General features: G+C 39.6%; 22 protein-coding genes and 1 rRNA gene. 7 read left to right on the top strand and 16 right to left on the bottom strand.

Annotated features, from left to right (window positions below):
- Positions 1-121 precede the first annotated feature (121 nt).
- Positions 122-1,312, bottom strand: coding sequence for a phosphoglycerate kinase (locus tag AAW12_RS01740; RefSeq protein WP_046671904.1), 1,191 nt, complete (start codon positions 1,310-1,312; stop codon positions 122-124).
- A 216-nt stretch (positions 1,313-1,528) separates the two neighbouring features.
- Positions 1,529-3,295 (bottom strand): signal peptide peptidase SppA, encoded by a 1,767-nt coding sequence (gene sppA / locus AAW12_RS01735; protein WP_046671903.1) that lies wholly within the window; start codon positions 3,293-3,295, stop codon positions 1,529-1,531.
- A gap of 239 nt (positions 3,296-3,534) precedes the next feature.
- On the opposite strand from sppA, the gene folK reads away from it, so the two are divergent.
- Positions 3,535-4,038, top strand: a complete 504-nt coding sequence (folK, locus tag AAW12_RS01730; RefSeq protein WP_046671902.1) for a 2-amino-4-hydroxy-6-hydroxymethyldihydropteridine diphosphokinase — start codon at positions 3,535-3,537, stop codon at positions 4,036-4,038.
- Entirely contained in the window at positions 4,019-4,363 is a 345-nt protein-coding gene (locus AAW12_RS01725; RefSeq protein ID WP_053003487.1) for an Hpt domain-containing protein, read from the top strand. The genes folK and AAW12_RS01725 overlap by 20 nt, the downstream gene beginning before the upstream one ends.
- On the opposite strand, the gene pssA is transcribed toward AAW12_RS01725, so the two are convergent.
- Positions 4,360-5,046 carry a CDP-diacylglycerol--serine O-phosphatidyltransferase gene (pssA, locus tag AAW12_RS01720; protein WP_046671901.1) on the bottom strand — a complete coding sequence of 229 codons (687 nt, stop codon included), beginning with the start codon at positions 5,044-5,046 and terminating at the stop codon, positions 4,360-4,362. The genes AAW12_RS01725 and pssA overlap by 4 nt on opposite strands.
- A gap of 74 nt (positions 5,047-5,120) precedes the next feature.
- A complete protein-coding gene (gene rho, locus AAW12_RS01715) occupies positions 5,121-6,620 on the bottom strand; it encodes a transcription termination factor Rho (RefSeq protein ID WP_046671936.1) in 1,500 nt (499 codons plus the stop codon).
- 302 nt (positions 6,621-6,922) lie between these two features.
- Here rho and AAW12_RS01710 point away from each other — a divergent pair, with 302 nt between their 5' ends.
- The 3 genes from AAW12_RS01710 (at position 6,923) to AAW12_RS01700 (ending at position 10,992) form a co-directional block, all read left to right on the top strand.
- Entirely contained in the window at positions 6,923-8,650 is a 1,728-nt protein-coding gene (locus tag AAW12_RS01710; protein ID WP_046671900.1) for a glucose transporter, read from the top strand.
- Positions 8,651-8,891: 241 nt separating this feature from the next.
- Positions 8,892-9,755, top strand: a complete 864-nt coding sequence (locus AAW12_RS01705; RefSeq protein WP_046671899.1) for an N-acetylglucosamine kinase — start codon at positions 8,892-8,894, stop codon at positions 9,753-9,755.
- A gap of 418 nt (positions 9,756-10,173) precedes the next feature.
- Complete coding sequence (locus AAW12_RS01700; RefSeq protein WP_046671898.1) at positions 10,174-10,992, top strand: UDP-2,3-diacylglucosamine diphosphatase; 819 nt, start codon at positions 10,174-10,176, stop codon at positions 10,990-10,992.
- Positions 10,993-11,083: 91 nt separating this feature from the next.
- On the opposite strand, the gene AAW12_RS01695 is transcribed toward AAW12_RS01700, so the two are convergent.
- Together AAW12_RS01695 and AAW12_RS01690 are read right to left on the bottom strand one after the other, a co-directional pair.
- Positions 11,084-11,767, bottom strand: coding sequence for a metal-dependent hydrolase (locus AAW12_RS01695; protein ID WP_046671897.1), 684 nt, complete (start codon positions 11,765-11,767; stop codon positions 11,084-11,086).
- 10 nt (positions 11,768-11,777) lie between these two features.
- Positions 11,778-12,092 carry a YbaB/EbfC family nucleoid-associated protein gene (locus tag AAW12_RS01690; RefSeq protein ID WP_046671896.1) on the bottom strand — a complete coding sequence of 105 codons (315 nt, stop codon included), beginning with the start codon at positions 12,090-12,092 and terminating at the stop codon, positions 11,778-11,780.
- A gap of 186 nt (positions 12,093-12,278) precedes the next feature.
- On the opposite strand from AAW12_RS01690, the gene AAW12_RS01685 reads away from it, so the two are divergent.
- On the top strand, positions 12,279-12,905 hold the full coding sequence (locus AAW12_RS01685; RefSeq protein ID WP_046671895.1) for a hypothetical protein: 627 nt from the start codon (positions 12,279-12,281) through the stop codon (positions 12,903-12,905).
- Between the two features lie 70 nt (positions 12,906-12,975).
- On the opposite strand, the gene AAW12_RS01680 is transcribed toward AAW12_RS01685, so the two are convergent.
- Positions 12,976-14,025, bottom strand: a complete 1,050-nt coding sequence (locus AAW12_RS01680; protein ID WP_046671894.1) for a hypothetical protein — start codon at positions 14,023-14,025, stop codon at positions 12,976-12,978.
- Between the two features lie 233 nt (positions 14,026-14,258).
- Between AAW12_RS01680 and AAW12_RS01675 the strand changes: the two genes are divergently transcribed.
- Positions 14,259-14,840 (top strand): thymidine kinase, encoded by a 582-nt coding sequence (locus AAW12_RS01675; RefSeq protein WP_046671893.1) that lies wholly within the window; start codon positions 14,259-14,261, stop codon positions 14,838-14,840.
- A 253-nt stretch (positions 14,841-15,093) separates the two neighbouring features.
- Here AAW12_RS01675 and AAW12_RS01670 read toward each other — a convergent pair whose 3' ends face one another.
- From AAW12_RS01670 to rrf, 9 genes are all read right to left on the bottom strand, one after another.
- Positions 15,094-17,817, bottom strand: coding sequence for a hypothetical protein (locus AAW12_RS01670; protein ID WP_046671892.1), 2,724 nt, complete (start codon positions 17,815-17,817; stop codon positions 15,094-15,096).
- A gap of 127 nt (positions 17,818-17,944) precedes the next feature.
- Positions 17,945-19,408 (bottom strand): cardiolipin synthase, encoded by a 1,464-nt coding sequence (cls, locus tag AAW12_RS01665; protein ID WP_046671891.1) that lies wholly within the window; start codon positions 19,406-19,408, stop codon positions 17,945-17,947.
- Positions 19,409-19,465: 57 nt separating this feature from the next.
- Entirely contained in the window at positions 19,466-20,182 is a 717-nt protein-coding gene (locus tag AAW12_RS01660) for a sulfite exporter TauE/SafE family protein (RefSeq protein ID WP_231585182.1), read from the bottom strand.
- Positions 20,160-20,582: a FixH family protein gene (locus AAW12_RS01655; protein WP_046671889.1), complete on the bottom strand. Its 423-nt coding sequence runs from the start codon at positions 20,580-20,582 to the stop codon at positions 20,160-20,162. Before AAW12_RS01655 ends, AAW12_RS01660 begins: the two co-directional genes overlap by 23 nt.
- Positions 20,583-20,593: 11 nt before the next feature.
- Complete coding sequence (gene ccoG / locus AAW12_RS01650; protein ID WP_046671888.1) at positions 20,594-21,982, bottom strand: cytochrome c oxidase accessory protein CcoG; 1,389 nt, start codon at positions 21,980-21,982, stop codon at positions 20,594-20,596.
- 15 nt (positions 21,983-21,997) lie between these two features.
- Positions 21,998-22,912, bottom strand: coding sequence for a cbb3-type cytochrome c oxidase N-terminal domain-containing protein (locus AAW12_RS01645; RefSeq protein WP_046671887.1), 915 nt, complete (start codon positions 22,910-22,912; stop codon positions 21,998-22,000).
- A gap of 3 nt (positions 22,913-22,915) precedes the next feature.
- Entirely contained in the window at positions 22,916-23,113 is a 198-nt protein-coding gene (locus AAW12_RS01640; protein WP_046671935.1) for a hypothetical protein, read from the bottom strand.
- A gap of 4 nt (positions 23,114-23,117) precedes the next feature.
- Positions 23,118-25,256: a cytochrome-c oxidase, cbb3-type subunit I gene (gene ccoN, locus AAW12_RS01635; RefSeq protein WP_046671886.1), complete on the bottom strand. Its 2,139-nt coding sequence runs from the start codon at positions 25,254-25,256 to the stop codon at positions 23,118-23,120.
- A gap of 493 nt (positions 25,257-25,749) precedes the next feature.
- A 5S ribosomal RNA gene (rrf, locus tag AAW12_RS01630) occupies positions 25,750-25,861 on the bottom strand.
- Positions 25,862-25,953 lie beyond the last annotated feature (92 nt).

The following is a 25,953-nucleotide window of genomic DNA, read 5'->3' as shown; positions in this document are numbered from 1 at the left end:
AAACATTTAACAGATAATTGATTTAATCTGACATTACATCCATAGTTTCGTACAAAACACCGATCTTTTTTAAATAAAAAGGGACAACCTATGTTGTCCCTTTCTAAAGATTTGCTTTATATTAATCTTCAAGTGCCTTCACCCCTGGAAGAACTTTTCCTTCCATATATTCCAAAAGCGCACCACCACCTGTACTGACGTAACTTACATCTTCAGTCATACCAAATTTACTTACCGCAGCAGCTGAATCGCCACCCCCTATCAAAGAGAATGCACCATTCTTCGTTGCTTCCACAACAGCATCAGCTACAGCTTTGGTACCCTTCGCAAAGGTATCAAATTCAAAAACACCCATTGGACCATTCCAAAGAACTGTTTTAGAATTTTTGATGATCGCAGCGAAATTTGCTGCAGACTCCTGACCAATATCCAGCCCCTGCAAATTTGCGGGAATTTGATCATTTGGTCCATCATATACATTGGCATCGTTAGAAAATGCATCTGCAATCTGAGCATCCGTAGGAATAACCAAGTTTACACCTTTTTCCTTTGCTTTTTTTACCAGCTCATTCGCTAAATCAAGTTTATCGATTTCAACCAACGACTGGCCAATCTCACCGCCTCTAGCTTTGATGAACGTATAAGCCATACCTCCACCAATCAAAAGGTTGTCAACTTTATCCAATAAAGCCTCAATTAACTGAATTTTATCAGAAACTTTTGCTCCACCCATGATAGCCGTAAATGGTCTAACCGGATTGTTTAATACTTTTTCTGCATTTCCAACTTCTGCTGCCATCAAGTAACCGCTATATTTAGCTCCTGAAAAAAATTGGGCAACAATTGCTGTCGAAGCATGAGCTCTGTGGGCCGTACCGAAAGCATCGTTCACATAGATATCGCCTAATTTTGACAACTTCTCAGCAAATTGAACATCTCCCTTTTCTTCTTCTTTATAGAAGCGAAGGTTTTCTAGCAATAAAACCTGACCAGCTTGTAAAGCTGCCGCTTTTTCTACGGCCTCTGTGCCGATACAATCATTGGCAAACTGAACATCAGTGCCTAAAACCTGTGAAAGATGAGCGACAATATGTTTTAATGAATACTTATCAGTAGGACCATCTTTTGGCCTTCCTAAATGGGACATTAATATCACGCTTCCACCATCGTTCAAAATCTTCTTTATTGTTGGAGCCGCTCCCTGGATACGATTATCATCCGTAATATTGAAATTTTCATCCAAAGGCACGTTGAAATCCACACGTACCAAGGCTTTTTTACCTGCAAAATTTAAATCGTCTACTGTTTTCATTCTGTAACTTTATTGATTTGGGATTAGGTCGTTTTGTCAAACGAACAGCTAAATATAAAAAAAAGCATTTGCTTTCATTAGAAATAATTATTTATTCATGGCAATCCGTACATTGGATCGAACTTCTCCGCACGCAACGTAAGAATTACCCGCATCGTTATAAATTATAATCACCTACAACCATACCGCGATTGAACTTCCTTTACGAATCAATTACTAGTGAATCTCAACGCTATAAGGCATTCTCGCCTGCACCCCCGTCTGTGCTGTAGCTTTTCTCACGACATCAAAATAACGATAATATTCGCCCATTTGCTCTTTTGCAATCCAAACTTGGACTTTTTCTTTTGAATTATTTAATATCGAGGTAAAAGGATCTTCTTTTTCCGGATACTGGGACACTTTATAGTTACTCAATTTGGCCTTTTTAGCGGCAGCCTGAATAGCGGCATCCAAGTTACCGAGGCGGTCAACCAATTTATTGTCCACCCCCTGCGCACCAGTCCAAACTCTTCCCTGTCCAATGCTATCCACATCAGCAATGGATAATTTACGGCCGTCTGCAACAACTTTAGTAAATGTACCATATACTTTATCCACTTCCCGCTGGATGATATCCCTTTCTTCTGCTGTCAACGGCCGATCGAAAGAAGTCATCAAATCAGCAAACTTACCCGTCTTTACACCATCATAATGCACTCCAATTTTATTGTTCATCAGATTTTGGAAATTAGGAATCACACCAAATACACCAATAGATCCTGTAATTGTAGTTGGTTCAGCAAATATCGAATCTGCTGCCGCCGAGATATAATACCCACCTGATGCAGCTAAATCTCCCATCGACACGATTACGGGTTTCACTTTCTTGGTCAAAATAACCTCCCGCCAAATAATATCGGACGCTAAAGCAGATCCACCTGGTGAATTCACACGCAAGACAACAGCTTTAACAGCATCATCTTCTCTTAATTTTCGTAGTTCGCGGGAGAATTTATCACCACCGATTTGGCCAGGTCCTGTTCCCTCACCATCGACAATTTCTCCAGCAGCATAGAGAACCGCGACTTCAGATCCGCTCGCATCATCTTTTAACTTTTTATTATAATCCAATAGGGAAACAAACGATATCTCATCCTTTTCCAAAATTTTCAGACGTTTTCTCAAATCTGATAAAAGTTCGTCTTTATACAACTTGGCATCTGCAAGCTTATATTTTACCGCGTCGTCCGCATCCCGGACACGATAGTCATTCGCAATAGCCCGTAATGAATCGGCAGCAATATTTCTGCTCGCTGCTATTTCATTAATAAAGGTACTGTATATACTTCCCAAATATGATGTTACCTGCAAGCGATTGGGATCACTCATTTTATTTAAAAAGAAAGGCTCAACAGCACTTTTAAATGTACCTACCTTCACAATCTGCATCTCCACCCCAACCTTGTCCAAAAGGTCTTTATAGAACATCGTAGAACTTGCCAAACCTTTAAAATCAATCGTCCCTTGCGGATTAACATAGACCTTATCGGCGGTGCTCGCTACATAATAGGCCTTCTGGTCATACCCCGCATTATAAGCAACAACAAATTTCCCGGTTTTCTTAAAAGCCAAAAGTTCGTCTCTCACTTCCTTTAAACTTGCAAATCCAACACCGATATGACTAGCATCTAAATAGATCCCTTTAATATTCCCATCCGTAGCCGCATACTTGATCCTCGCCAAAATATCGTCTAGACCAATATTTTTAGTGGAATAACCTGGAAGATTGAGACTACCCAAAGGATTCGCTTCGCTTCGCTCTGAAATATCATAATCAAAGGAAAGGTATAAAACAGAATTGCTTTTAACAACAATCTCCTGATCCGAGGACGCCGAGCTGATGATCGCCCCAATAATCCCCATCAAAACAATAAACAACACAACAAAAGAGATCACAATCCCCGTAATTGTTGCCAGTACGTACTTAAAAAATGATTTCATATTTTGTAATTAAATCCGATCCATAACCTATCTTCCTGTGAAAAGACTTATTTTCACTAAAGGTAATGCAATATTTTTTATTCACCCAGTCTTTTATTTCATCTACCCCACATTTTATTCGCGAAATTAAGGCTCATAGCCTGAAAGAAATTTACATATCCATAGACCATTAATACACTAAATCCAAAAAATAGTCGAAATTCAAACAACTAAGTTTCACAAAATCTTAATTTAGCATCATGAATCAGATTTATATACTATTGGGCACTAACCTTGGGGATCGTTTTCAACAGCTTGATCTAGCGAGAAAACAACTTGAAACACATGTTGGAGCAATTATTGAAGCTTCTTCGATCTATGAAACAGCGGCCTGGGGAGTTGAAGACCAACCGCCCTTTTTAAATCAGGTCGTTTTAGTGGCATCCCGGTTACAGCCTTTAGCATGCTTAAACCTGACACAACACATCGAACAGGAATTAGGACGTGTCCGTATAAAAAAATGGGGTGAAAGAGTCATTGACATTGATATACTCTACTTTAACCAGGAAATTATCGATCTGCCTTCGTTGCAGATTCCACACCCTTTTATTGCTGATCGCAGGTTTACACTGGAGCCTTTAGTGGAAATAGCACCAGCCTATATCCATCCCGTTTACAAAAAAAATAACGTATATTTATTGAATAAATGCAAAGACGACTTACCTGTAAAGAAAATTAGCGACGATGAACCATATCGATATTGAACTGATCAACCAAAACATGTTTGACAACCAAGACTTAATCAAACAATTTGTATCCATGTATCTTATTCAAACACCTGTCGATTTCCACAAGCTCCGCGAAGCAGTGGCTGAGGGAGATCTTCAAAAGATTGGCGATGCTGCACATCATATCAAGCCGACCATGGACTATATCGGTGCCTTTCATCTAAAAGAAAAATTTGAGGAATTAGAGACCAATTCAAAGAACGAAGCATCTCTTGACAGCCTTCGGGCCACTTTTGGTGTTATCGATATTGAAATGAAAGAGCTTCTATTTGAATTGGAACAATATGAAAAAACGATCTAAACCAGATCGTTTTTTTTATTAAAATGCAATGCTGATAATAGGAAATATAAAATTAAAATAATCGGTAAAGCCATAAATTGACCAGCAATAAACAAGATCAGCGTCAAGATCAAAAATATAAAGCGAAATTTATTCGTTTTCCAATCCATTGAACTAAATTTCATCGAAAACAACCTGATTTCACTGATCAAAAGATAACTGGTTAAAAGAACACTACAGATTAATACAATCGGATTTAAAACCAATTGCGGGTATTTGTCTGCGATATAAGGTAGGGAAAGCACATAAAATGTATTCATTGGCGTATTCAAACCAATGAAATCCGAAGTTTGGCGCTCATCCAGGTTGAACTTTGCTAAACGTAAAGCCGAGAAAACAGTAATGATAAACCCTAAATAAGGCAACAGAGAACCATCAGGAAATACCTTTGTCAACAAGGTAAACATGATTGTCCCAGGTAAAAAACCAAAACTGACCATATCAGCCAACGAATCCAGCTCCTTTCCTATTGGCGATTTAACATGAAGTAGTCTCGCTACCATTCCGTCAAAAAAATCGAATATCCCGGAAGCAAATACGCAAATAGTGACAACTTGAATATTACCTTGCAATGCCATCAATACAGCGATACAGCCACTAAATAAATTTAGACAGGTCAGCAGATTTGGGATATGTTTTTTCATGTACAGAATCTATTTTATAAAAAAAGCCATCATTTGATTAAAAATGATGGCTAAAATATCAAAATTTGATGGGATTACCCATTCATACTGATCAAAAATTCTTCATTTGATTTAGTTCCACGCAATTGACCTTGTAAAAATTCCATGGCCTCTGTAGAATTCATATCCGATAAGTGGTTGCGAAGTACCCAAATACGTTGTAATGTTTCTTTGTCAGTCAATAGATCATCACGACGTGTACTCGATGCAGTGATATCGATCGCAGGGAAAATTCGTTTGTTTGCCAACTTACGATCCAACTGTAATTCCATATTACCTGTACCTTTGAATTCCTCAAAGATAACTTCGTCCATTTTAGAACCTGTATCTGTCAATGCTGTTGCTAAGATGGTCAATGAACCACCATTTTCAATATTCCGGGCAGCACCAAAGAAACGTTTTGGCTTGTGTAAAGCATTCGCATCCACACCACCTGACAAAATTTTACCTGACGCAGGCGCCACGGTGTTATAGGCACGTGCCAATCTTGTAATCGAGTCTAACAAGATAACGACATCATGTCCACATTCTACCATACGTTTAGCTTTCTCAAGCACGATGTTTGCAATTTTAACGTGACGGTCAGCCGGCTCATCAAATGTCGAAGAAACAACTTCTGCGCGTACGCTTCTCGCCATATCAGTAACCTCCTCAGGACGCTCATCGATTAATAAGATAATCAAATAAACTTCTGGGTGATTTTTTGCAATAGCATTTGCAACCTCTTTCAACAAGTTTGTTTTACCCGTTTTCGGTTGAGCAACGATTAATCCACGTTGACCTTTACCGATCGGCGTAAATAAATCCATGATACGTGTAGAGTAATTTCCAACACCCATATCTAAATTTAAACGCTCATCAGGGAATAATGGTGTCAAATAATCAAATGGCACACGATCGCGTACCTCAGCCGGATTTTGTCCATTGATAGCCTCAACCCGTACCAAAGGGAAGTATTTTTCACCCTCTTTAGGCGGACGGATACAACCACGTACCGTATCTCCCGTTTTCAAACCAAATAATTTGATCTGAGATTGTGATACATAAATATCATCAGGAGAAGTCAGATAGTTATAATCTGATGAACGTAAGAAGCCATAACCATCAGGCATGATCTCCAATACACCCTCATTAACGATCACATTATCGAAATCTGTACTTGAAGAAGTGTTTTCTGCTTTAGGAGTTTGTGTTGCTTTTTCAGGTTGGGGGCCTTTATCTGCTGCTGGTGCATCTTCGGTTGCAACCGGGGTTTCGTCATGCTCAGAAACTTCACGTTTTCTTACCGTGACAGGTTCCGCAGTTTTTACGGTCCGCACACGTTTACGTGTACGCTCAGCATGTTCCTGATTATCTTCCTCTACTTTAGCTGCTTTTTCAGCTGGCGCTGGTGCTGCTTCCTCTTCCCCACCAGTATTGCTAATTCTTTCGATTAATTCTTGTTTACGCAATTTATCAGCATCTGCGATACCGATCAACTTAGCAATCTCGCGCAATTCCGATACGAGTTTAGCGTTTAATTCGTTAATATCCATTAATGTGTTGTGTATGATTTTTGGATTTTTTTTTGAGCTTTTTTCTGAATTCTGATTACACACTTAAACAAGTTTCCATGATTAAGTGAGATGAAGAACTTAATGATTTCTTTTAAACCCGAAGTGGATTAAATATTGAGAACCTAGACAAAGAAAAAAACAAATTTTGTTATTTCAAAATATTTCAAAAAAAATATTTACTATTGTAGCTAGTAAAACGATTTAACAACATTTTTAGATTGAATTTTATATTTTTTTTCATAAGTTCGTACCTTTCAAAATTAAGTTTTTAGATCCCTTATATGGAACAGCAACAAACTAAAACCAATTACCCCGCACTCTACACATTGATTATTGTGTTTTTCTTTTGGGGGTTCATTGCGGCAGGGAACAGTGTTTTTATACCGTTCTGCAAAAATTACTTTCATTTAGACCAGTTTCAATCCCAGTTAATAGACTTTGCTTTTTATACAGCCTATTATATTGGTGCATTGTTACTATTTATATTCAGTTCAATCGGAGGAAAGGACCTGGTTGGAAAATGGGGATATAAAAAGAGTATAGTTTACGGTTTACTTTTCTCGGCCTTGGGTGCCGCAGCCATGATTGTTGCTGTCGAAGTAAACTTGTATGTTGGTATGCTATTGGGACTATTCGTTGTAGCCCTTGGTTTTTCATTACAACAGACTGCAGCAAATCCATTTGCGGTTTTATTGGGCGATCCAAAAACGGGTGCTTCCCGTGTGAACCTAGGCGGTGGTATCAACTCATTTGGTACAACAATAGGCCCTCTTGTTATCGGGTTTTCCTTATTCGGAACTTTTGAGCCTATTTCTGACTCCGAGATCGCCAACCTTCCGCTAAACAAGGTTGTTTATCTTTATGTTGGTGTTGGTCTATTGTTCCTGTTAGCTGCAGCATTATTTAATTTCAGTAAAAAAGTTCCTGCTGGAATTAGTGATGAGCCAATGGAAAAAGCAAATAAAGCTTTACGTACGTTGATCATTATGACCGTCCTCCTTTTTGGTATGTTCACGCCAGTGTTTTTAAGCTATAAGAGCGATTTGGCCTTGCAGGTAGAACAGTTGCACAAACAGGTTTCGAGTTTAACAGATCAGGTTCAGATCGACCAACTCAAACTGCACATTAAAGAAGTTGCCAAACCACTCGAAATGCAACGCATGTTATGGTTGGCAGGAGCATTGGTCGTTGTGATCGGTGGTTTATTGTTCTCCAATAAGAGCGCGCAAAAAAATCCAGAAGGTTGGGGTGCGATGAAATATCCACAATTGGCTTTGGGTATGCTCGCGCTTTTTATCTATGTCGGTATCGAAGTCGCTATCGGTAGTAACCTCGGCGAATTATTAACATTGAAGGAATTTGGTCATTTGCAATCATCTCAAATTACACCTTATGTATCCATGTATTGGGGGAGTATGATGATCGGTCGTTGGGCTGGTGCTATTACAGCATTTAACTTGAGTAAATCAACTAAAAATGGATTATTGATTATCGTTCCTCTGATTGCATTCTCCATTATCATCGGCGTCAATACGCTTGCAGGATTTGAGATGTCACATTTGTATTATTACGTCGTATGTATTATTCTTCAAATTGTAGCATTCTACCTAAGTAAAGAAAAACCTGCTCGCACATTGATTATTTTTGGATTATTTGGAATTATTGCGATGTTAATTGGCCTATTCTCATCGGGCACTATTGCAATCTATGCTTTCTTGTCAGGTGGTCTTGCGTGTTCAATTATGTGGTCCTCAATTTTCAGTTTGTCCATTGTAGGTTTAGGAAAATATACCGCTCAAGGTTCTGCATTTCTTGTGATGATGATTCTTGGTGGTGGTGTTCTTCCTCCAATTCAAGGAAAATTAGCGGATATTATCGGTATACATAACTCGTATATTTTACCATTAATCGGATTCTGTTATGTCGTTTTCTTTGCGATATTTGTTAAGGGAATATTAACAAAACAAGGAATCAATATAGATGAAATAGAGGCTGAAGGAGGCCATTAACACCCCTCACTAATTGTAAATAGTACACTATTTAAACAATTTTATTACACAGCTCAAAAACTGGCTTAACAACACCGTTAAGCCAGTTTTTTTATATAGTCACCAAAGTACAAAAATTTATTTTTTGAAAAATAAGCGGATAAATTATGATATTTAAAATTAAAAAATGTATTTTCGGGGAATTGATTAATGAATTGATTACTCATTTTATAACGATAAACACAATTAAAACTACTCAATAATGATAATCATTGCTGACGGGGGATCAACAAAAACAAACTGGTGTTTGTTAGACGATTCGAATAAAAAAATCTACTTCAACACGGAAGGGTACAACCCTTATTTTGTTGATAGTGAATACATTGTAAACTCCCTAAAAAAAGGACTACCGCAAGATTTACCTTTTGAAAAAATCTCAGAGGTAAACTATTATGGTGCAGGTGTTCATAACAAGGAAAAAGCACAAATTGTTGTTGATGCTTTAAAACAAGTATTTACTACAGCTGAAGTTGAAGTAGGACACGATCTTCTTGCAGCAGCAAGAGCATTATTAGGAACTCAAGCCGGATTTGCTGCGATCTTAGGAACAGGAACAAATTCTTGTCTATACGATGGTAAAGAAATCACATTAAACATCGACTCAGGTGCTTACATTTTAGGTGATGAAGGTTCTGGTAGTTATATCGGTAAAAAATTACTGGCAGATTATGTTCGCAATTTGATGCCTAAAGATGTTAAAGAAGTATTTTATAACACGTATAAAATGACAAAGGACGAAATTATGGACGCGGTTTATACCAAACCTATGCCAAATCGTTTTTGTGCGAGCTTTAGCAAATTTGTCTATGACAACAATGTAAATATCGAATATACACGCAATATCGTTGATGAAGCTTTTGAAGCGTTTTTCAGAAACCTTGTCAGCAAATACCCTAATTATCAGAGCTATACTTTCAACTGTATCGGTTCGGTTGGTTACAATTTCAGAAATGTATTAGCTGAAAAAGCTGAGCAATATGGAATGAAAGTTGGTAAGATTTTGCGCTCCCCTATTGATGATTTAGTACAATTCCACATCGATAGAGCAGCAGCGACTGCCAAATAGAAAAAGAAAATTAATCTTTAACATAAGGAAAGGTATTCAATAAAATTGGATACCTTTTTTATTGCTCTTACCCCACTCCTCCGACCTCCCATTATTCTCCGTACCGAAAATTTCCTACTAATATTAATTTCCAATTAACTAACTCATACCGTTTTACAAGACATTTTAATGATTTAATAACAGGAATTTCATCGGTACAAAATAAAAGTATCTTTTTTTTGTAATAGAAGTTAACAGATGGATTAAATGAAATATTGCGGCTTAGAATAACTTCAAAAACGGTAAAAAAGGTCGTTTATGATCGATTCATTTCAGACAAATCCGGCAAAGTTCAAATATAGTCCTCAACAGAGGTATAGAAAAAAAATCTACAAAGGACATCTTGGTAGACATAGATGAATAAACAAATTTATTGCAAATGAAAAGAAGCCTTGATATACTTGTAATCTCAGATTTACACCTAGGTACTTACGGTAGTAGAGCTAAAGAGCTTTTACTTTACCTAGAGTCCGTATCTCCCAAAATACTGATACTCAATGGAGACATCGTAGACATTTGGCAATTTAAAAAAAGCTATTTTCCGCAAGAACATCTCAAAGTCATCAAAAAAATCATTGACATGAGCTCTTCGGGGACAGAAGTACATTACATCACGGGCAACCACGATGAAATGTTGCGCAAGTTTACCGATCTAAAATTAGGTAATATCAAGCTGAGCAATAAACTCCTTCTTTCACTCAATAATCAAAAAGTGTGGATCTTTCATGGAGACGTTTTCGACGCATCCATTCATCATTCTAAATGGTTGGCCAAACTCGGTGGATGGGGCTACGACAAACTTATCCAGCTCAATAATATCATTAATTATTGCCTAGATAAGATGGGTAAGGAGAAATATTCTCTTTCTAAAAAGATCAAAAACTCCGTTAAAAAGGCCGTCAAGTATATATCGGATTTTGAACATACGGCTACTGAACTAGCGATTGAAAAAAATTACGATTTCGTCATCTGTGGGCACATCCATCAGCCTCAAATCAAAGAAGTTATTACCCGAAAAGGAACCTGCACCTATATGAACTCCGGGGATTGGATTGAAAACCTCAGTAGTTTAGAATATAAAAATGGGGAATGGAAGCTGTTCTATTTTGAAGAAAACAAAGAACAAATCCTGAAGAATAAAATCATCGATATCCCTCTTTTCAGCCTAGAAGATCTTAAAAAGATTGTCATCTCATAAAGATTGTCATGTCTTAATGAACACAACAGAGATCTGCATATAATCAGGAAAACACTAAACAAAGCCGAGCAAGCTCGGCTTTGTTTAGTGTTTATAGTTCAAATGTCGCACCGATTTTCGGCAATGACAATGAAATATCCTCATTTTGGAATTTATCCAAAGCTTGTTGTTTATCGATCGTTATTGGCGGAAATGAATCGTAATGGATACCAACTACCCGAGCACAATTCACAAACTCAGCCGCTTTAATTGCATCATCCACATCCATTGTATAGTGCCCACCTATAGGTAAAAATGCCCAATCCAGGTTCATGTCTGCCAGCAATTTCATTTCCATAGTCAGTGCGGTATCGCCGGCAAAATAAATTTTTTTGCCTTTTACATGGAAGACAAATCCCACAGGAAACCCGCCGTATTGACCGTCAGGTGTGCTATTGGTATGTGCAGCATACACCATCTTGACCGAACCAAAAGGCAGTTGAACTGTTCCGCCCAAGTTGAATTCGATCACCTTATCGTCAGGTACCCCCTGTCTTCTCACCCAGCCTGCGGTTTCAACAATCGCTAAAACAGTGGCATCGCTGTTTTTTTGAATCGTCGCCATATCGGCCACATGGTCTTGATGTCCATGACTTAAAAAGATATAATCCGGTTTAATTGTATTTACATCGATTTCTTTTGCAAGTGGATTATAAGTAACAAATGGATCTAAAAGAACCTTCGTTCCGTCAAAATCAAACTCTACACAAGACTGTCCGTAATAAGTTGCTTTCATGATAATATCGCTATTGATTAAATAATCCGCCTAGTCCGCCTAGTCCACCCAACATATCTTTACTTGCTGCCTGCATTTCAGCCTGGCTGATATTCTCAGCTTGCGCAATTGCCTTATTCAGAGCAACTACAAGCAACTCCTCCAATTCTTCCTTATCTGCGTTTGATAAAAATACAGGATCGATGGTAACCTCTTTTATCTCTTTGTTTGCTGTCGCTACTACACGGATTAAACCACCTTCCACTTCACCAGACACAGAAATTGAATCCAATCTTTTCTTGATTTCCTCCGCCTTTTGCTGGGCTTGAAATAATTTGTCAAACATATTTATATCATTTATTTCAGGCCAATTTACAAAAATCTGCGCATACCTACTATTGCTAATTTACTTTCGCCAATGCTTCCCTTTTTTTTCTGAAAGTGTCTGATCTTATTGGTCAGAAAGAACCTTCAGTTCGCTTTCATTGCTCTTGGTGTCTGCGAAGTCAGGAAGGTTTTGTATTTTTGCAACATGCAAAGCAATCAAGAAAAACTAGTCGCCCATATTTTGGACCAGTTGGACCTAAATCCGGCAGCTATTCCAGCTGAAACCTACGACACATTAATTTCAGATCGCCCTCAACTTGTCGACATCGACGATATGATCTCCTATATCAAACGTATCGGGACTGATCTCGATGCCATTGATAAAACAGTTGAACTGGTTGAAAAAATTGAAGACGAAACAAGTATTCTCATCCATAAGCTTAAGTTTATTTCGGCCACTGACAGGCCAAAGGTATTGGTACTGGACCAAATACAGCCACTTGAAATAAACCGTTCTGCCTATCTGCAGGAAGCCATAAAAATAGCCGGTGGTATTCCAGTTACAACAGAAAATGAAGCCGATAAAATCATTGTCATCGGCCAGGGGGAACAGACATTTATCCAAATCCCGCAATTGTTGAATTCGGCAGCTATCGCATCATCCAAAGCTATCGAGCTCGACCAGATCTTCATCATGACCAATGAACAATTTGCACAGATTCCCGGATACAATTATTTGAGCGAACTTGAATCCTTAGCCGAAATTCTTCAGCCAAAGTATTTTGTGTATGGTCATGAAGGAAGCGATTGGCTACAATTTCAACTAAGCTAAAAAAACAAAAATATAGGTATAAAAAAACAGCTCCAGTAGAACGGGAGCTGTTTTTTTATACTTTAGAATTTTAGTTGTATCTTCTGCGCAGGACGTTGTATAATTTTTCAACGGTATGCGGTTTATCTGCCCATTTATTTTTAATCGCATAATTTGTCTGCAAAAATGCATCCGCTTCCGCATAGCTTGTAAACCTATTCAATAATTCGACAGCCTCACTATACGCTAAACTATACCCATTAAACAAATCCTTAATAAATAAGAGCTTATCATTTAAGCTTATTCCTGCTTTAATATCTGTGAGTTTATCGCTATGTCCAGATTGATTTACCTGATAAACACGGTTCTGCACGCCAGCTTGCTTCTGTTGAGAGATAATTTCATTCAAGGTCAATGGTCTCGCGGGAGCTTCTTCAATGACCGTATTGATTTCTTCCTGAATAAACACTTCTTGCGGCTGCTCAATTACGACTTCTTTTGGTTCTTCGATGACTTCTGTAACGAAGACAGTAGGTTCTTCAACTTGCGCTGTCACTTCCTTTTCTGCCTGATAAGCTAATTCCTCCACTGGAGCAGCTTCAAAAACCGGTGGCGCGACAGGTTCAGCAATTGCAGGGCTAGGCTCTCCCGATTGTATCGGTTCACTTTCAGAAACAAATGAGGTTTCTGGCTCTTCCAATTTTACAGGTTCACGTTCAGAAACAAGTGGGACTTCGTTTTCCTCCACACTGGTTTCTTCATTTGCTACAATGGCTTCTTCATTTCCACGGTTGAAATCTTCAACTGGTTGAGCTTCTTGAATCTCGCTTTCAGTCGGTTCAGCAACAACTTGCTGCGCTGAAGATCTAAGGGTGGAAGGCGGTGTAAAATAGTCGTTGAAAGCAATCTTCTTACTGTCTAAGGCAGCAGTACTTAACGTATGCTGCGATTGAGTTCCCTGAAGAACGGCCTTGGTCTTAAGTAAAGTTATGTAGGCAGCCACAGCCTGTGCCTTCGCTTCCAGTGTTACTAATTCGTTAATTTCGGACAAGCTGCCCTGTTCCGACAAGGTCAGATACTGCCCATTTAAATCCTGTAATAAATCGCCTATCGTATTAAAAATTTCCTCTTTAGTACCCATAATTCTATTTGAAATCACCAATTAATTATTTATAACACTTACACCTGCAACCGATCAAAAAGTGGAAAACCCAATCCTTTGATTTAGAAATATTTGGATTTACGTCCAATTTTTGCTACCCAAATTTAATATTTAATTCTGATATTAGCGGTGTCAAAAACAGAATATAATGGGAGGTCATTTTACAAAAATCACCTTATTTGCGGACCTTCCGACAAAATTAAATTAATCAAATGCTTTTTTCCGAACATAATTTGGCTTTGCGCCCCGCACAATATGGTAGCATTGAAATTGTCTGTGGATCGATGTTCTCGGGCAAGACTGAAGAATTGATTCGCAGGCTAAAACGAGCACAATATGCACGTTTGAATGTCGAAATCTTTAAACCAGCGGTTGACAAGCGATATGATGAAAAGTTGGTCGTTTCTCACGATAGCAATAGCATCCCATCAACTCCCGTTGATCATTCTTCAGCGATCCTACTCTTAAGTTCATCGACCCAAGTTGTCGGAATCGATGAAGCACAATTTTTTGATGACGGTTTGACAGAAGTATGTGTCAAATTGGCAAATAGTGGTATCCGGGTGATCGTTGCCGGTCTCGATATGGATTTTCAAGGGCAACCATTTGGTCCAATTCCCAATTTAATGGCAGTAGCCGAACACGTCACGAAGGTGCATGCGGTTTGCATGCAATGTGGCGCTCCAGCGAATTATTCCTACCGCCTGACCAAGGATACGGAAACCGTGCTTTTGGGTGAAAAAGAAGCTTATGAACCACGGTGTAGACCCTGTTATTTCGGCTTGAATAAGTAAATGATCCAAAAAGTTAACTAAAATCTGCCAAAAGGACCATAAACGCTATTTGGCATAGGATTTGAAATATACTTTATAAATAAGAAGATTAACGCTTTTAATAGCGACAAAATACTTTTCATAATTTAGGTTTATAATTGGTTAGTTAGCACCTCCTTGCCCATCAAGGAGGTGTTTTTTTTAACAAAAAAAGAACGCTGTTTTCAGTCAAAGGAAACAGCGTTCTTTTTTCATGAACTCCTATAGGTAAGGTTTAAGGCTGAACACCATAGTTTATGACCTTCCGGCCAATGTTACCTGTTTGATCCATTCCCTCGACGATGACCTTGTAATTTCCGTTTCCATCGGCATTATAAAATTGAATGGCAGCTTCCCCCGTCTCTGTGATTGAGACTTTCGGATTCCAGTAAATGGTCGTTCTCAAATCGTTTACAGCCTTTCTTTCCGGCGTATCGTATTTTGGAACATAGAATTTGCGTTCTTTAATATAACCTAGAGGATACATATCGATCACATTTGATTTTGGCAACATGCTCTCAATTTCACTCAATGACATTCGCGGTTTCTTCGCTTCCACTTTTTTCGTATAAATGGACACAACACCATTATTTTGATACATTCTGGAGACTGTTCCCAATTCATCACGTAAGAAGATTTCGATTCCTTCGATATCAGCGACATTGATGCTGTTCAATCCAGGCTCATCGATAGCCATACCGTTCAGAAAGAACTGAACAGGCGTACGTCCCCCAGCATTATAATCGCGGGAAACATAATATTTCAATGTCTGCGGATCATAGGTAATGCCAGTCAATACCGTTTGAAGACACATGGTCAACACGTTACAACCGGTCAAACGCTCGGGCTCAATACGGTGTTCCGGCATGGATAAGCCCGAAATAGATGGAAAATCTTTATTGGTGATTGCTTTCTTCACTACGCCTGTCACCTCGACCTCATCCAGAAGGATCGATTTTCGATACTCTTTTCGGCTATTTGCCAAATAAGGAGCAAAAGCCTGGTCTATATTCGGGACAAAATAACTCTTATAGCCATTATTCTTATCGATCTCCGGGTAAAAGCTCTGATCCATATTAATAACCAGGCTCCGGTAATTGTCGTTAGAGCGGGCATTAACCGTTACTTTAGACGAGTCCGGGAACACAAGATCCTTAAAGGTGAATCGTCCATTCTGATCCGTATAAACGTCTTTCTTAATATTACGCGAAGGAACCGATAAAAGTAAGCCTCCATTTGGATAAGGGCGTCCAGTATTCATCCGAAGTATACCGGACAATTCAATTCCTTGCTCGGGAAGAAAACTGATCTGTGGCAACTTCTCCGATATAAGTGTCGGGTAGTCAAATCGACGGTATCCCTGTGTCATTAATAGTGCATCCAGCGCTTTATCCCGATTGGGATTCTTTTCATCGAAATATGAATTTGGGTTTTCGACATTTCCTTTCAGGTCCGAAGTCAACAGAAAGTTGCTCACAATAGAGAGATCTGCCTGATCATTGTAAGGAACTTTGGATTCGTCTATTACAGCGACTGAATAGCTTCCCGGGAACTTCTGCCCATTGTTGTCCACAGCAAGTTTAAGATTGACCAAGTCTTTAGCCTTATAGCTTTGCTTATCGCTGGTAACTTGAATATTTAAAAGCTTTTCACTTTGAACAAATGCCAAGCGTTCGCTGATAGGTTTTCCGTCCGGACTCAATAAGGTTACCTGAACAATACCATTTGGCAAACGCTCTTTCGGAATATTGACCAATGCTGACGAAGATTTTAAATTCACCTGTGCGCCAAAACAGAGATGGCCATTCGACTGAACCAAAACATAATAAGATTGCCCCTGGTTCTTTGAAAAATTCTCCTCGCTAGTGACCACGGCAAACTCTGCATTCGTGGCATCCTGTTTTACAAAAACAACATTTGCCTTGTCACTGACAACAGCCGGCAATTTGTATTTGCGCTCCTGTCCATTCTCAAACTTCACAACAGCTTGATAATTTTCTCCTGCGAGCGGCAGAAGAGAAAAATAGCCCATTCCAGTTCCAAAGTCTGCAAACTCTGCTACCGACTTGCCCTTTGAATCCAAAATACTACCTTTTACCTTAAGCCCCTTACCATCGGATCCAACGGCTTTAAATGCAACTTTTTTGGCCAATCCAGCGATAATATCACCCCCTTCAGGAAAGAATTGTACATCTGCATCCCACAAGGCATTTTTGAGCAAGAAGGAACTGGACAAAGGTTTTTCATTTTTATTTTCCTGAATGCTAATCTTCAGTTGTCCTTTCTCCAGATTTGCCTTTTCTTTTGCAGACAGGTTTATGGTTACTTTCCCCAGCCCATCGGTCTCAGCTTTGCCCTTGTCGAAGGTTTCCCATCCCGACACAAACTCCCAATTGATTTTTGAATTGATCATCGGTTTTCCCGTACGATCGCGGAACTGTATGACAGCTTGGGTTTTATTACCACCAATGTTATTTTGAAATTCAATGTTCGTAATCAATTTCTTATTGATTACATCCCCGATGGGCACCACTTTGTTAAAAAAGTAAGCATTATCAAAGTTGGCCATCCATTTTGTGTAGGCCCTAAAGCGATAATTGTCCTGAGACATAAATTGAGGATCAAGTACAATCTGCCCATTTCCTACCTCTTTATCCAATGGAATTTTTAGTGTCTGAATCAGGGAATCGCGACTGTTCAGCACTTCCACATAAGCTATTTTACTCGGCTCATATTCGGCCAAATTGCGGGATAAATAGGTTGAAAACCAAAGAGTATCCCCTACCGCATAATAAGGCTTGTCGAAATGTAAATGTACCTTTTCAACTGGGTAAACCTGAAAATATTTCTGAACTCGTTCTACGATTGTATTAATAGGCAATGTAGGTGTAGTCTGGGCATAAGTGGTCCCTATTCCTAACAGTCCTATCGATAAAGTCAATAGTTTTATGTGCTTCATTGAAAGTCTTAGAATAAAAAATGAATAGCTAAATATATTCAATTTTGAGCAAAGACCAACCGCATTGGGGTATTTTTAACATTTATTATACCTATTCATGGGACGATTTCCGACGCGCTAAAAGTAATTAGAGCAATGGAGCCAAAAGCCTACAGATAGAATCTACTCCTCTTTTCCAGCGGCTTCGCTGCATCCACTTTCGAATTGTAATCAGGTCTGAAACTTCGATATCAGCCAAAAATTGCGCATTAAGGCGGTCGCAAAGCGCTTTATCCGATACAATTCCCGAGATTTCAAAGTTGATGTAAAAACTTCTGATATCCAAGTTTGTCGTACCGATATAGGCCAGCTTCCCATCAATGCAGATGGTTTTGGCATGCAGAAATCCCTTTGTATAGAGGTATACATTAACTCCTCTTTCCAGTAGTGGTTTTATAAATGAGAAGGAGGCATGCTGTACAAAAAACGAATCAGACTGGGCCGGCAACATCAAGTCCACCCGGACACCGGAAGATACCGCGAGCATTAAAGCAGTCGTCAATTGATCGCTGGGAATAAAATAAGGTGTACACAACTGTATATATTCTTTTGCTTCGTTGATACCGGCAATAATTGCTTCCATATTGAAAGGTGCTGGCGACCCAGGATCACTGGCTGTAAATCCTACTCCACTCTCATCTTCATCGGTAAGTGGAAATCGGTTTAAATAACCGCGGCCCAATTCAAACGGTTCTGCATCTGTCTGGTTCCAGCTGTTCCAAAACTGGATTTGCAAGGTATTTACTGCTGCGCCGACAACCATCATCGCCGTATCCCGCCAGTAAATCTCATTTTTTCCGTTATTGATATATCGATCTGAAATATTGATTCCGCCGACAAAACCGATTTTCCCATCGATCACGGCTATCTTACGGTGATTTCGGTAGTTGCTATTCGCCAAGGAACTAAAGGTCACCGGAAGGAAAGCTTGAAACACAAAATCGGGTTTATGCCGCCGTAAATATTTAATCACATCCGGAGCACCAAAACTATCCAATATCAGGCGAACAGTTACGCCAGCTTTTGCTTTTTCTTCTAGAATATGTAAGATTTCCTGCCCTACATCATCCATTTCCCAGATATAGTATTCCATGTGAATGGAATGCTGCGCAGCCTTAAGACGGTCTATAAGTACTGGAAACTTTTCTTCCCCATTGATAAACAGGGTGACATCGTTGTTGAGGGAAAAAGTAGAGATCTTTTGATTTTTAAGGTAGCGGTATACCATGGCCAAACTACCGATCCGCTCATTTAACGTATCGATATGTTCCTCCATAATTTCGGATTCCTTACGCCAGGCATCCATTAACTTTTTGGACTGCTCGCGATACACACGTTTCATCCTTTTGACCTTCTTAAACTTCTGACCAAAGAAATAGTAACTGAGCAAACCAACGCCAGGTAAGAAAACAATGACCATAATCCAGGCAATGGTCTTGGAAGGATTACGGTTTTCGATCAAAATCGTCCCGATTACACCAATATAAAGGATGAGTAAGGGAATCCAATAATAGGTTAATGCAATCTGTAAAATATGATGAAGTACCTCCATATTGTGTGCTAAGGGTTTTACCAAATATAATACTTAGCATCGACATATTGTTTGTCGTTAAACACAGTTTATTGCACCATCGACATGAATGAACGGACTTAAATAGGGAATATCTAAATTGGCACCCCGGAGTATAAACCATATCCCCAATAAGAAATAGAGAAAAGGAATCCATTTCGAAAATCCAATTTTGAAAGATCGGGAGAAATTTCCCAAAAAAGAAAACACAAACAAGAGCGGGATAGTGCCTAAGCCAAAAAACAACATAAAAAAGAAACTCTGCTGTGGGCTATCCGCATTTATGGACGACATAAGCGCCATGTAGACCATACCACAGGGCAACAATCCATTCAGTACACCGGCAACAAAGCTACCGCCCGGTTTATAGAGCCATTTCGACAATAACCGTACAATTGGCTGAACAGCCTTCGTCTGCCAGCTGGCAATTTTTCGATTATGTTTACCAATAAGCTGAAATAAAGCAATTCCAATCAGGATGATACCTGTAGCCCAGCTTAGACTACGCTGCCAGCCCTGGATCTGCGCAAATGTTCCGATCGTACCCAGTAAAAGTCCCAAACAACCATAAGTCAGTACCCTACCGGATTGATACAGTATTTTATTTAAGAAAATGTTCCAACCAAAACCTTGCCTTCCTTCAATGGCGAAAATTAATGGACCACACATGACCGCACAATGTATGCTTCCAAACAATCCCATGAAAAATGCAAAGTAGGTATAACTCATTTCCTTAAAATAAAATATGCTCTTCAAACAAAAAATCTTTACCTACACTCTTCCAGTCGATATACAAATTCCACATGCCTTTATCGAACGTGGAAATGGGCAGTGTATATAAATTGCCTGTTGTCTGAAATGGTAATTCTTTATCCAATCGATTGTCCGAAGGTTTTCGAAACAGCAATTTCCCTTTATTTTCTTTGGAGACAAAATGAATATACAAGGTATCTTGCCTGATTTCAATTGTCGGTGATTCTTTCATCATTAAGACATTTTGCTTTTTGTCGTAAGCTTGATCATAATTTAGTCCCTGCTCGTAATAATCGTCTTCTTCCAGACTATCTGAATCGTGACTCACCATGTATATTCCCGCTCCGACTATACACAACATAAATACCGCCAAGGTTAAAAAAATCTTTGTACCCCAATTCATTGTTTTTCATTTTAATTCATACCCGGAGGCGCTATAAAAGTGGTTTTTAAACTTTCCACTTTCTTATCGCCCGAATAGATAGCTAATTTTACATTACTTTTATAAGTCTCAACATCCTTATTTGCGATAATTAGAAAAAAACTTAGTGTTGCATGCCCTTCTTTACTCAATTTTTGAATGGGGTTAACCACCTGAATCTTTAAGCGTGGGTCATCACAGACCAATTTAAAAGGCATTTCTTTACCCGACTTATTGATCAATTCCAAAGAATACAGGTTGCTTATTGTCTTATCATCACGAAGCTGGTAGGTACTTCCCTTTGCGCGGAGCAATCTACCGTCCACCTGAGAACGGTTGAACAACAGAAAACCAAAGACCGACATTAGTGCAACCAACACGATCGAATAAGCTATTGCTCTCGTATTGCTTTTTTTCTTCAGTGTTCCTTCAATCTCACCCATTGGATAAAAGCCTATCAACTTTTTAGGCTTTCCGATTTTGTCCATGACAGCATCACAGGCATCTATACAGGCTGTACAGCTTACACATTCCAATTGAAGGCCATTTCGAATATCAATTCCTGTGGGGCATACATGTACACAGAGCTTACAGTCCACACAATCCCCTTGCGTCGTCACTGCATCCTTTTGCTGTTTTCCTCTTGGCTCTCCACGTCTATGATCATAGGCGACAGTTATACTTTGGTCATCCAGGAGTACACCCTGCAATCTGCCGTAAGGGCAAATTGCAATACATACAATCTCCCTGACGTACGCAAACACAGCATAAAAAACCAATGTAAATATGATTATCGATATCAGTCCACCGATATGTTGGTCCAAGGGATCAGTGATAATCTTCATCAGCGCATCAGCACCGATGATGTAAGACAAAAAGATATTTGAAATGAAAAATGATATGATCAAGAATATACCATGTTTCAAAATTTTTTTCAATTGTTTTTGATCCGTATTTGGTCCCGCATCCAATTTCTTTTGTTGCTGCCAGTCACCTTCGATCCAATATTCAATTCGTCTAAATATTAATTCCAAAAAAATGGTCTGAGGGCATGTCCATCCACACCATACTCGTCCAAAGACAACAGTAAACAAAACCACACATACCATCACGATTAACATACCGAATACGAATATGTAGAGATCTTGTGGATAGAAAAGATTTCCCAAGATGGAAAACTTTCGCTCAATAATGTTGAACATGAGAAACGGTTCACCGTTTATTTTGATAAAAGGAACGATAAACAAGAACAGCAGTAGTGAATACCCAACCCACTGTCTTTTTTTGTAAAGCTCTCCCTGCGGTTTTTTGGCATAAATCCATTGTCTTTTTTTTGACTTAGATCCACCGTTATTGGCATTATTCACGACTGCTGTACTCATTGCTATTTCAATTTACTACTCTGCTTTTTTATCTGCTTCAGCTGGACCTGTTTTGGCATCATCCGCTGCTTTCTCTCCGTTTGCCACCTGACCACCGCCATAGGTTACCTCATCACCTTGTGGAGCTTTTGGATTAGCAGGGTTTGTATCCCTTAAGGTGACAATATAACTGGCAACCTGTGCGATTTGAGCGGGACTTAACGTTTGTTCCCATGGCACCATTCCTTTATCAGGAACACCATACTTAATGGTTTTGAAGATGTCTTTAATCTCACCACCATGTAGCCAAAACTTATCGGTCAAGTTGGGTCCGATGCCTCCCTCGCCACTACCTCCGTGACAAGCGACACAGTTTGCAGTAAAGATCGCTTTTCCATCAGCAGCCATTTCTGGCTGAAACTCCACGCTACTTTCGTCTACATTACTCGCAGAAGCAGTAAGATAAGCCTGACGCTCTTTCTCGGCAACGACCATCTCATGTTCATACTCCTGGTCCTGGTTCATTCCGATACCCGACACCTGATAAACAAATAAGTAAACAAGGCCGAAAAAAATCGTTCCATAAAAAAGGAAATTAAACCAGATCGGAATCGGATTATCCAATTCGCGGATACCATCGTACTCATGGTCTATGACAATATCCTTTTCTTCTGAAATCGGTCTGATCCCCATGATCTTGTTCCACGACCTTTTCATCCAGCCCTTATTCGACACCTTTTTGAGTTTTTCCTCCTGGGCCAATTCAGGCATGGTAATCTTAATGATGGATTTCATCGCGCGATTGACCATCAATGCCGAAGCAAGTAGAGCCAGCATCACAACGATCAATACAACAATTAAGATATCTGTGTATAAATTATCTGTACCGAATCCTATCGTAGATTGAACAACTTCTGCGGTAGCTGGTGCAGTATCCAATAATAAACTCATATATTATAGACTTTCAGGTGAATGATTCAGTTCCTTTTCTGTTTCATCTTCTTCCAAAGGCAATTCCTTCATATAAGTAACATAATCTTTTTTCATTCGAAACAACATGATTGCTACTGAAATGAAGAATACCAAGAAGATCCAAAGTGATGCAATTAGATAAAGCTCACTGCCGTTTAGATTTGTTATTTGCTTAAACATGGCTTTATTGATTTGCGTTAACATTATCAGCTACTTTTGGAGCTGCTTTTATATCTGTTCCTAATCGTTGTAAGTAGGCAATTACAGCTACAATCTCACGGTCAGCTAACACATTCACTTGATTTTGTTTTAGATCATCAGCAATTTTCTGTGCCTGTTTGGTGAGATCCTGTTCAGCATGTTCAATTTCCGCATCGGTATAGGGGATTCCCAATTTCCGTAACGCCTTCATTTTATCTTGCAGAATAGCATTATCCAGTTTCTGATCGATTAACCACGGATATGTTGGCATAATACTTCCAGGCGAGGTAATCGTTGGATCCAACAGGTGATCAAAGTGCCATTTGTTTGGATATTTACCACCGATGCGATGCAGATCAGGTCCTGTCCGTTTCGAACCCCATAAAAACGGTGTATCGTAAACAAATTCTCCCGCCTTGCTATACTCCCCATAACGGGCGGTTTCGGATCTAAAAGGACGAATAGTTTGCGTATGACAGTTCACACAACCTTCTCTAACGTAGAGATCCCGTCCCTGCAGTTCCAATGCTGTATAAGGTTTTACACTTGCAATTGTTGGAACATTTTTAGAAATTGTAAAAGTCGGCACCATCTCCACCATACCCCCGATGAGGATGGCGATAAGCGCGAGTACCATAAATAAAATTGGCTTACGTTCAAGACGACGGTGTTGAGACTGTTCATTTACCTGAACTGGCAATAATGCAGGAGCTTCTGCTGGCTCATTAGCCAAGAGCTTCCCTTGTTTCATGGTTTTGATCAAGTTAAAGGTCATTAGGAAGACCCCCGACAGATAAAGTGCACCACCTAGTGCGCGCATCATGTGCATCGGCAGAATTTCCAATGTTGTCGCCAGGAAGTTTGGATATTTCAAGACCCCTTCTGGTGTAAATTCTTTCCACATCAAGCCTTGTACTACAGCTGCCCAATACATCGGGATCGCATAGAACAAAATACCCAAGGTACCTATCCAAAAGTGCGTTGATGCCAACTTTTTAGAATACAACTCTGTCTTATATATACGTGGTATCAACCAGTATAGAATACCGAATGTCATAAACCCATTCCATCCCAAAGCACCTACGTGTACGTGCGCTACGATCCAGTCGGTAAAGTGGGCAATTGCATTCACCTGTTTCAAGGATAACATAGGGCCTTCGAAAGTCGCCATACCATAACAAGTAAGGGCCACGACCATGAATTTTAACATCGGTTCTGTCCGTACCTTATCCCAAGCACCACGTAAGGTCAATAAGCCATTGATCATACCACCCCAGCTTGGAGCAATCAACATAATGGAGAATACAACCCCTAAAGACTGTACCCAACCCGGTAGCGCCGTATAGAGCAAATGGTGAGGACCTGCCCAGATATAAATAAAGATTAAAGACCAAAAGTGAAGAATACTTAACTTGTACGAGTAAACAGGACGGTTGGCCATCTTAGGAAGGAAATAATACATCATTCCCAAATAAGGCGTTGTCAAGAAAAACGCAACTGCGTTGTGACCATACCACCATTGTACCAGTGCATCCTGCACACCCTTGTAGACGTAATAGCTTTTCCAGCCAGCTACTGGCAATTGGATGGAGTTAACAATATGCAATACGGCTACTGTGACAAATGTGGCAATATAGAACCAAACTGCGACATACATGTGACGTTCGCGTCGTTTGATAATAGTACCGAACATATTGATTCCGAATACCACCCAAATGAGGGTAATTGCGATATCAATAGGCCATTCCATTTCGGCATACTCATGGCTTGAAGTAAGGCCGAGTGGTAGTGTAATAGCCGAGGCAACAATAATTAATTGCCAACCCCAAAAATGGAGCTTGCTCAAAGCATCACTAAACATTCTTGCTTTAAGCACCCGCTGTAAGGAGTAGTATACTCCCATAAAAATACCATTACCCACGAAAGCAAAAATCACCGCATTGGTATGCACAGGACGTACACGGCCAAATGTTGTAAATTGCAATCCAAAGTTCATCTGGGGCCAAACAAGCTGCGTCGCCACAAGCAATCCTATGGTCATACCAACTATTCCCCAAATAATGGTAGCGATTCCGAAATTCCTGACAATCTTGTTGTCGTAACTAAATTGCTCTAACTGCATTACTTAAATTGTTGATTCTGGTTCAAAAGTAAGCAGCAATTTATGACAATCTAATGATGGGCAATGCGTACAAAAATGATGTACGTCACTTTTGTATTACCGGATTACAAGGTTTAGTTACTAATTTCGGCTACTGGTTCTAAATGACTTAGGGAAAATTGAGACCCTAAAATATACTTTTCGCCAGTAGATCTGACATCAAAAGTGACCGTAGTCACATTTCCTGCCGTACAATACGCTATAGCACACCAAATCTCATCAGAGTGGCAAACCTTAATCTTTCAATGTGTCACACTATCCAACTGTAACCAGCGAGCCAAAGCCTTTTCGAAAAGGAGCAGTGGCGGGATGAGCTTGAATAGGGACAGTAGAGGCTCTAGGACAGCGCCGGTCGGGGGTACGGAAGATATGCAATAGCATTATACGGGGAAGTACGGGAGTTACCTAAACGAAAGAAGCCCTTGACTGTTTCCAGCAAGGGCTTCCGTGTAAAAAAAGGCACCGACCTACTCTCCCACCTGTTACGGCAATACCATCGGCTCTGGCGGGCTTGACTGCTCTGTTCGGAATGGGAAGAGGTAGACACCGCCGATATAGGCACCTAAATATTTTTTTAGATCTGAGATCAGGGATAAGAGTATCCGGAGCCTGTAAGGTCCGAAATAATCCCTATGTCCATATCTAAATGACATATCTA

This window comes from Sphingobacterium sp. Ag1, from assembly GCF_000988325.1.
Classification (GTDB): domain Bacteria; phylum Bacteroidota; class Bacteroidia; order Sphingobacteriales; family Sphingobacteriaceae; genus Sphingobacterium.
This window is presented reverse-complemented; position numbering and strand designations above follow the sequence as displayed.

Bases quoted from the DNA above. Each gene is read 5' to 3' on its own strand.
- AAW12_RS01740 (WP_046671904.1), bottom strand. From the start codon at position 1,312: ATGAAAACAGTAGACGATTTAAATTTTGCAGGTAAAAAAGCCTTGGTA.
- sppA (WP_046671903.1), bottom strand. From the start codon at position 3,295: ATGAAATCATTTTTTAAGTACGTACTGGCAACAATTACGGGGATTGTG.
- folK (WP_046671902.1), top strand. From the start codon at position 3,535: ATGAATCAGATTTATATACTATTGGGCACTAACCTTGGGGATCGTTTT.
- AAW12_RS01725 (WP_053003487.1), top strand. From the start codon at position 4,019: ATGAACCATATCGATATTGAACTGATCAACCAAAACATGTTTGACAAC.
- pssA (WP_046671901.1), bottom strand. From the start codon at position 5,046: ATGAAAAAACATATCCCAAATCTGCTGACCTGTCTAAATTTATTTAGT.
- rho (WP_046671936.1), bottom strand. From the start codon at position 6,620: ATGGATATTAACGAATTAAACGCTAAACTCGTATCGGAATTGCGCGAG.
- AAW12_RS01710 (WP_046671900.1), top strand. From the start codon at position 6,923: ATGGAACAGCAACAAACTAAAACCAATTACCCCGCACTCTACACATTG.
- AAW12_RS01705 (WP_046671899.1), top strand. From the start codon at position 8,892: ATGATAATCATTGCTGACGGGGGATCAACAAAAACAAACTGGTGTTTG.
- AAW12_RS01700 (WP_046671898.1), top strand. From the start codon at position 10,174: ATGAAAAGAAGCCTTGATATACTTGTAATCTCAGATTTACACCTAGGT.
- AAW12_RS01695 (WP_046671897.1), bottom strand. From the start codon at position 11,767: ATGAAAGCAACTTATTACGGACAGTCTTGTGTAGAGTTTGATTTTGAC.
- AAW12_RS01690 (WP_046671896.1), bottom strand. From the start codon at position 12,092: ATGTTTGACAAATTATTTCAAGCCCAGCAAAAGGCGGAGGAAATCAAG.
- AAW12_RS01685 (WP_046671895.1), top strand. From the start codon at position 12,279: ATGCAAAGCAATCAAGAAAAACTAGTCGCCCATATTTTGGACCAGTTG.
- AAW12_RS01680 (WP_046671894.1), bottom strand. From the start codon at position 14,025: ATGGGTACTAAAGAGGAAATTTTTAATACGATAGGCGATTTATTACAG.
- AAW12_RS01675 (WP_046671893.1), top strand. From the start codon at position 14,259: ATGCTTTTTTCCGAACATAATTTGGCTTTGCGCCCCGCACAATATGGT.
- AAW12_RS01670 (WP_046671892.1), bottom strand. From the start codon at position 17,817: ATGAAGCACATAAAACTATTGACTTTATCGATAGGACTGTTAGGAATA.
- cls (WP_046671891.1), bottom strand. From the start codon at position 19,408: ATGGAGGTACTTCATCATATTTTACAGATTGCATTAACCTATTATTGG.
- AAW12_RS01655 (WP_046671889.1), bottom strand. From the start codon at position 20,582: ATGAATTGGGGTACAAAGATTTTTTTAACCTTGGCGGTATTTATGTTG.
- ccoG (WP_046671888.1), bottom strand. From the start codon at position 21,982: ATGAGTACAGCAGTCGTGAATAATGCCAATAACGGTGGATCTAAGTCA.
- AAW12_RS01645 (WP_046671887.1), bottom strand. From the start codon at position 22,912: ATGAGTTTATTATTGGATACTGCACCAGCTACCGCAGAAGTTGTTCAA.
- AAW12_RS01640 (WP_046671935.1), bottom strand. From the start codon at position 23,113: ATGTTTAAGCAAATAACAAATCTAAACGGCAGTGAGCTTTATCTAATT.
- ccoN (WP_046671886.1), bottom strand. From the start codon at position 25,256: ATGCAGTTAGAGCAATTTAGTTACGACAACAAGATTGTCAGGAATTTC.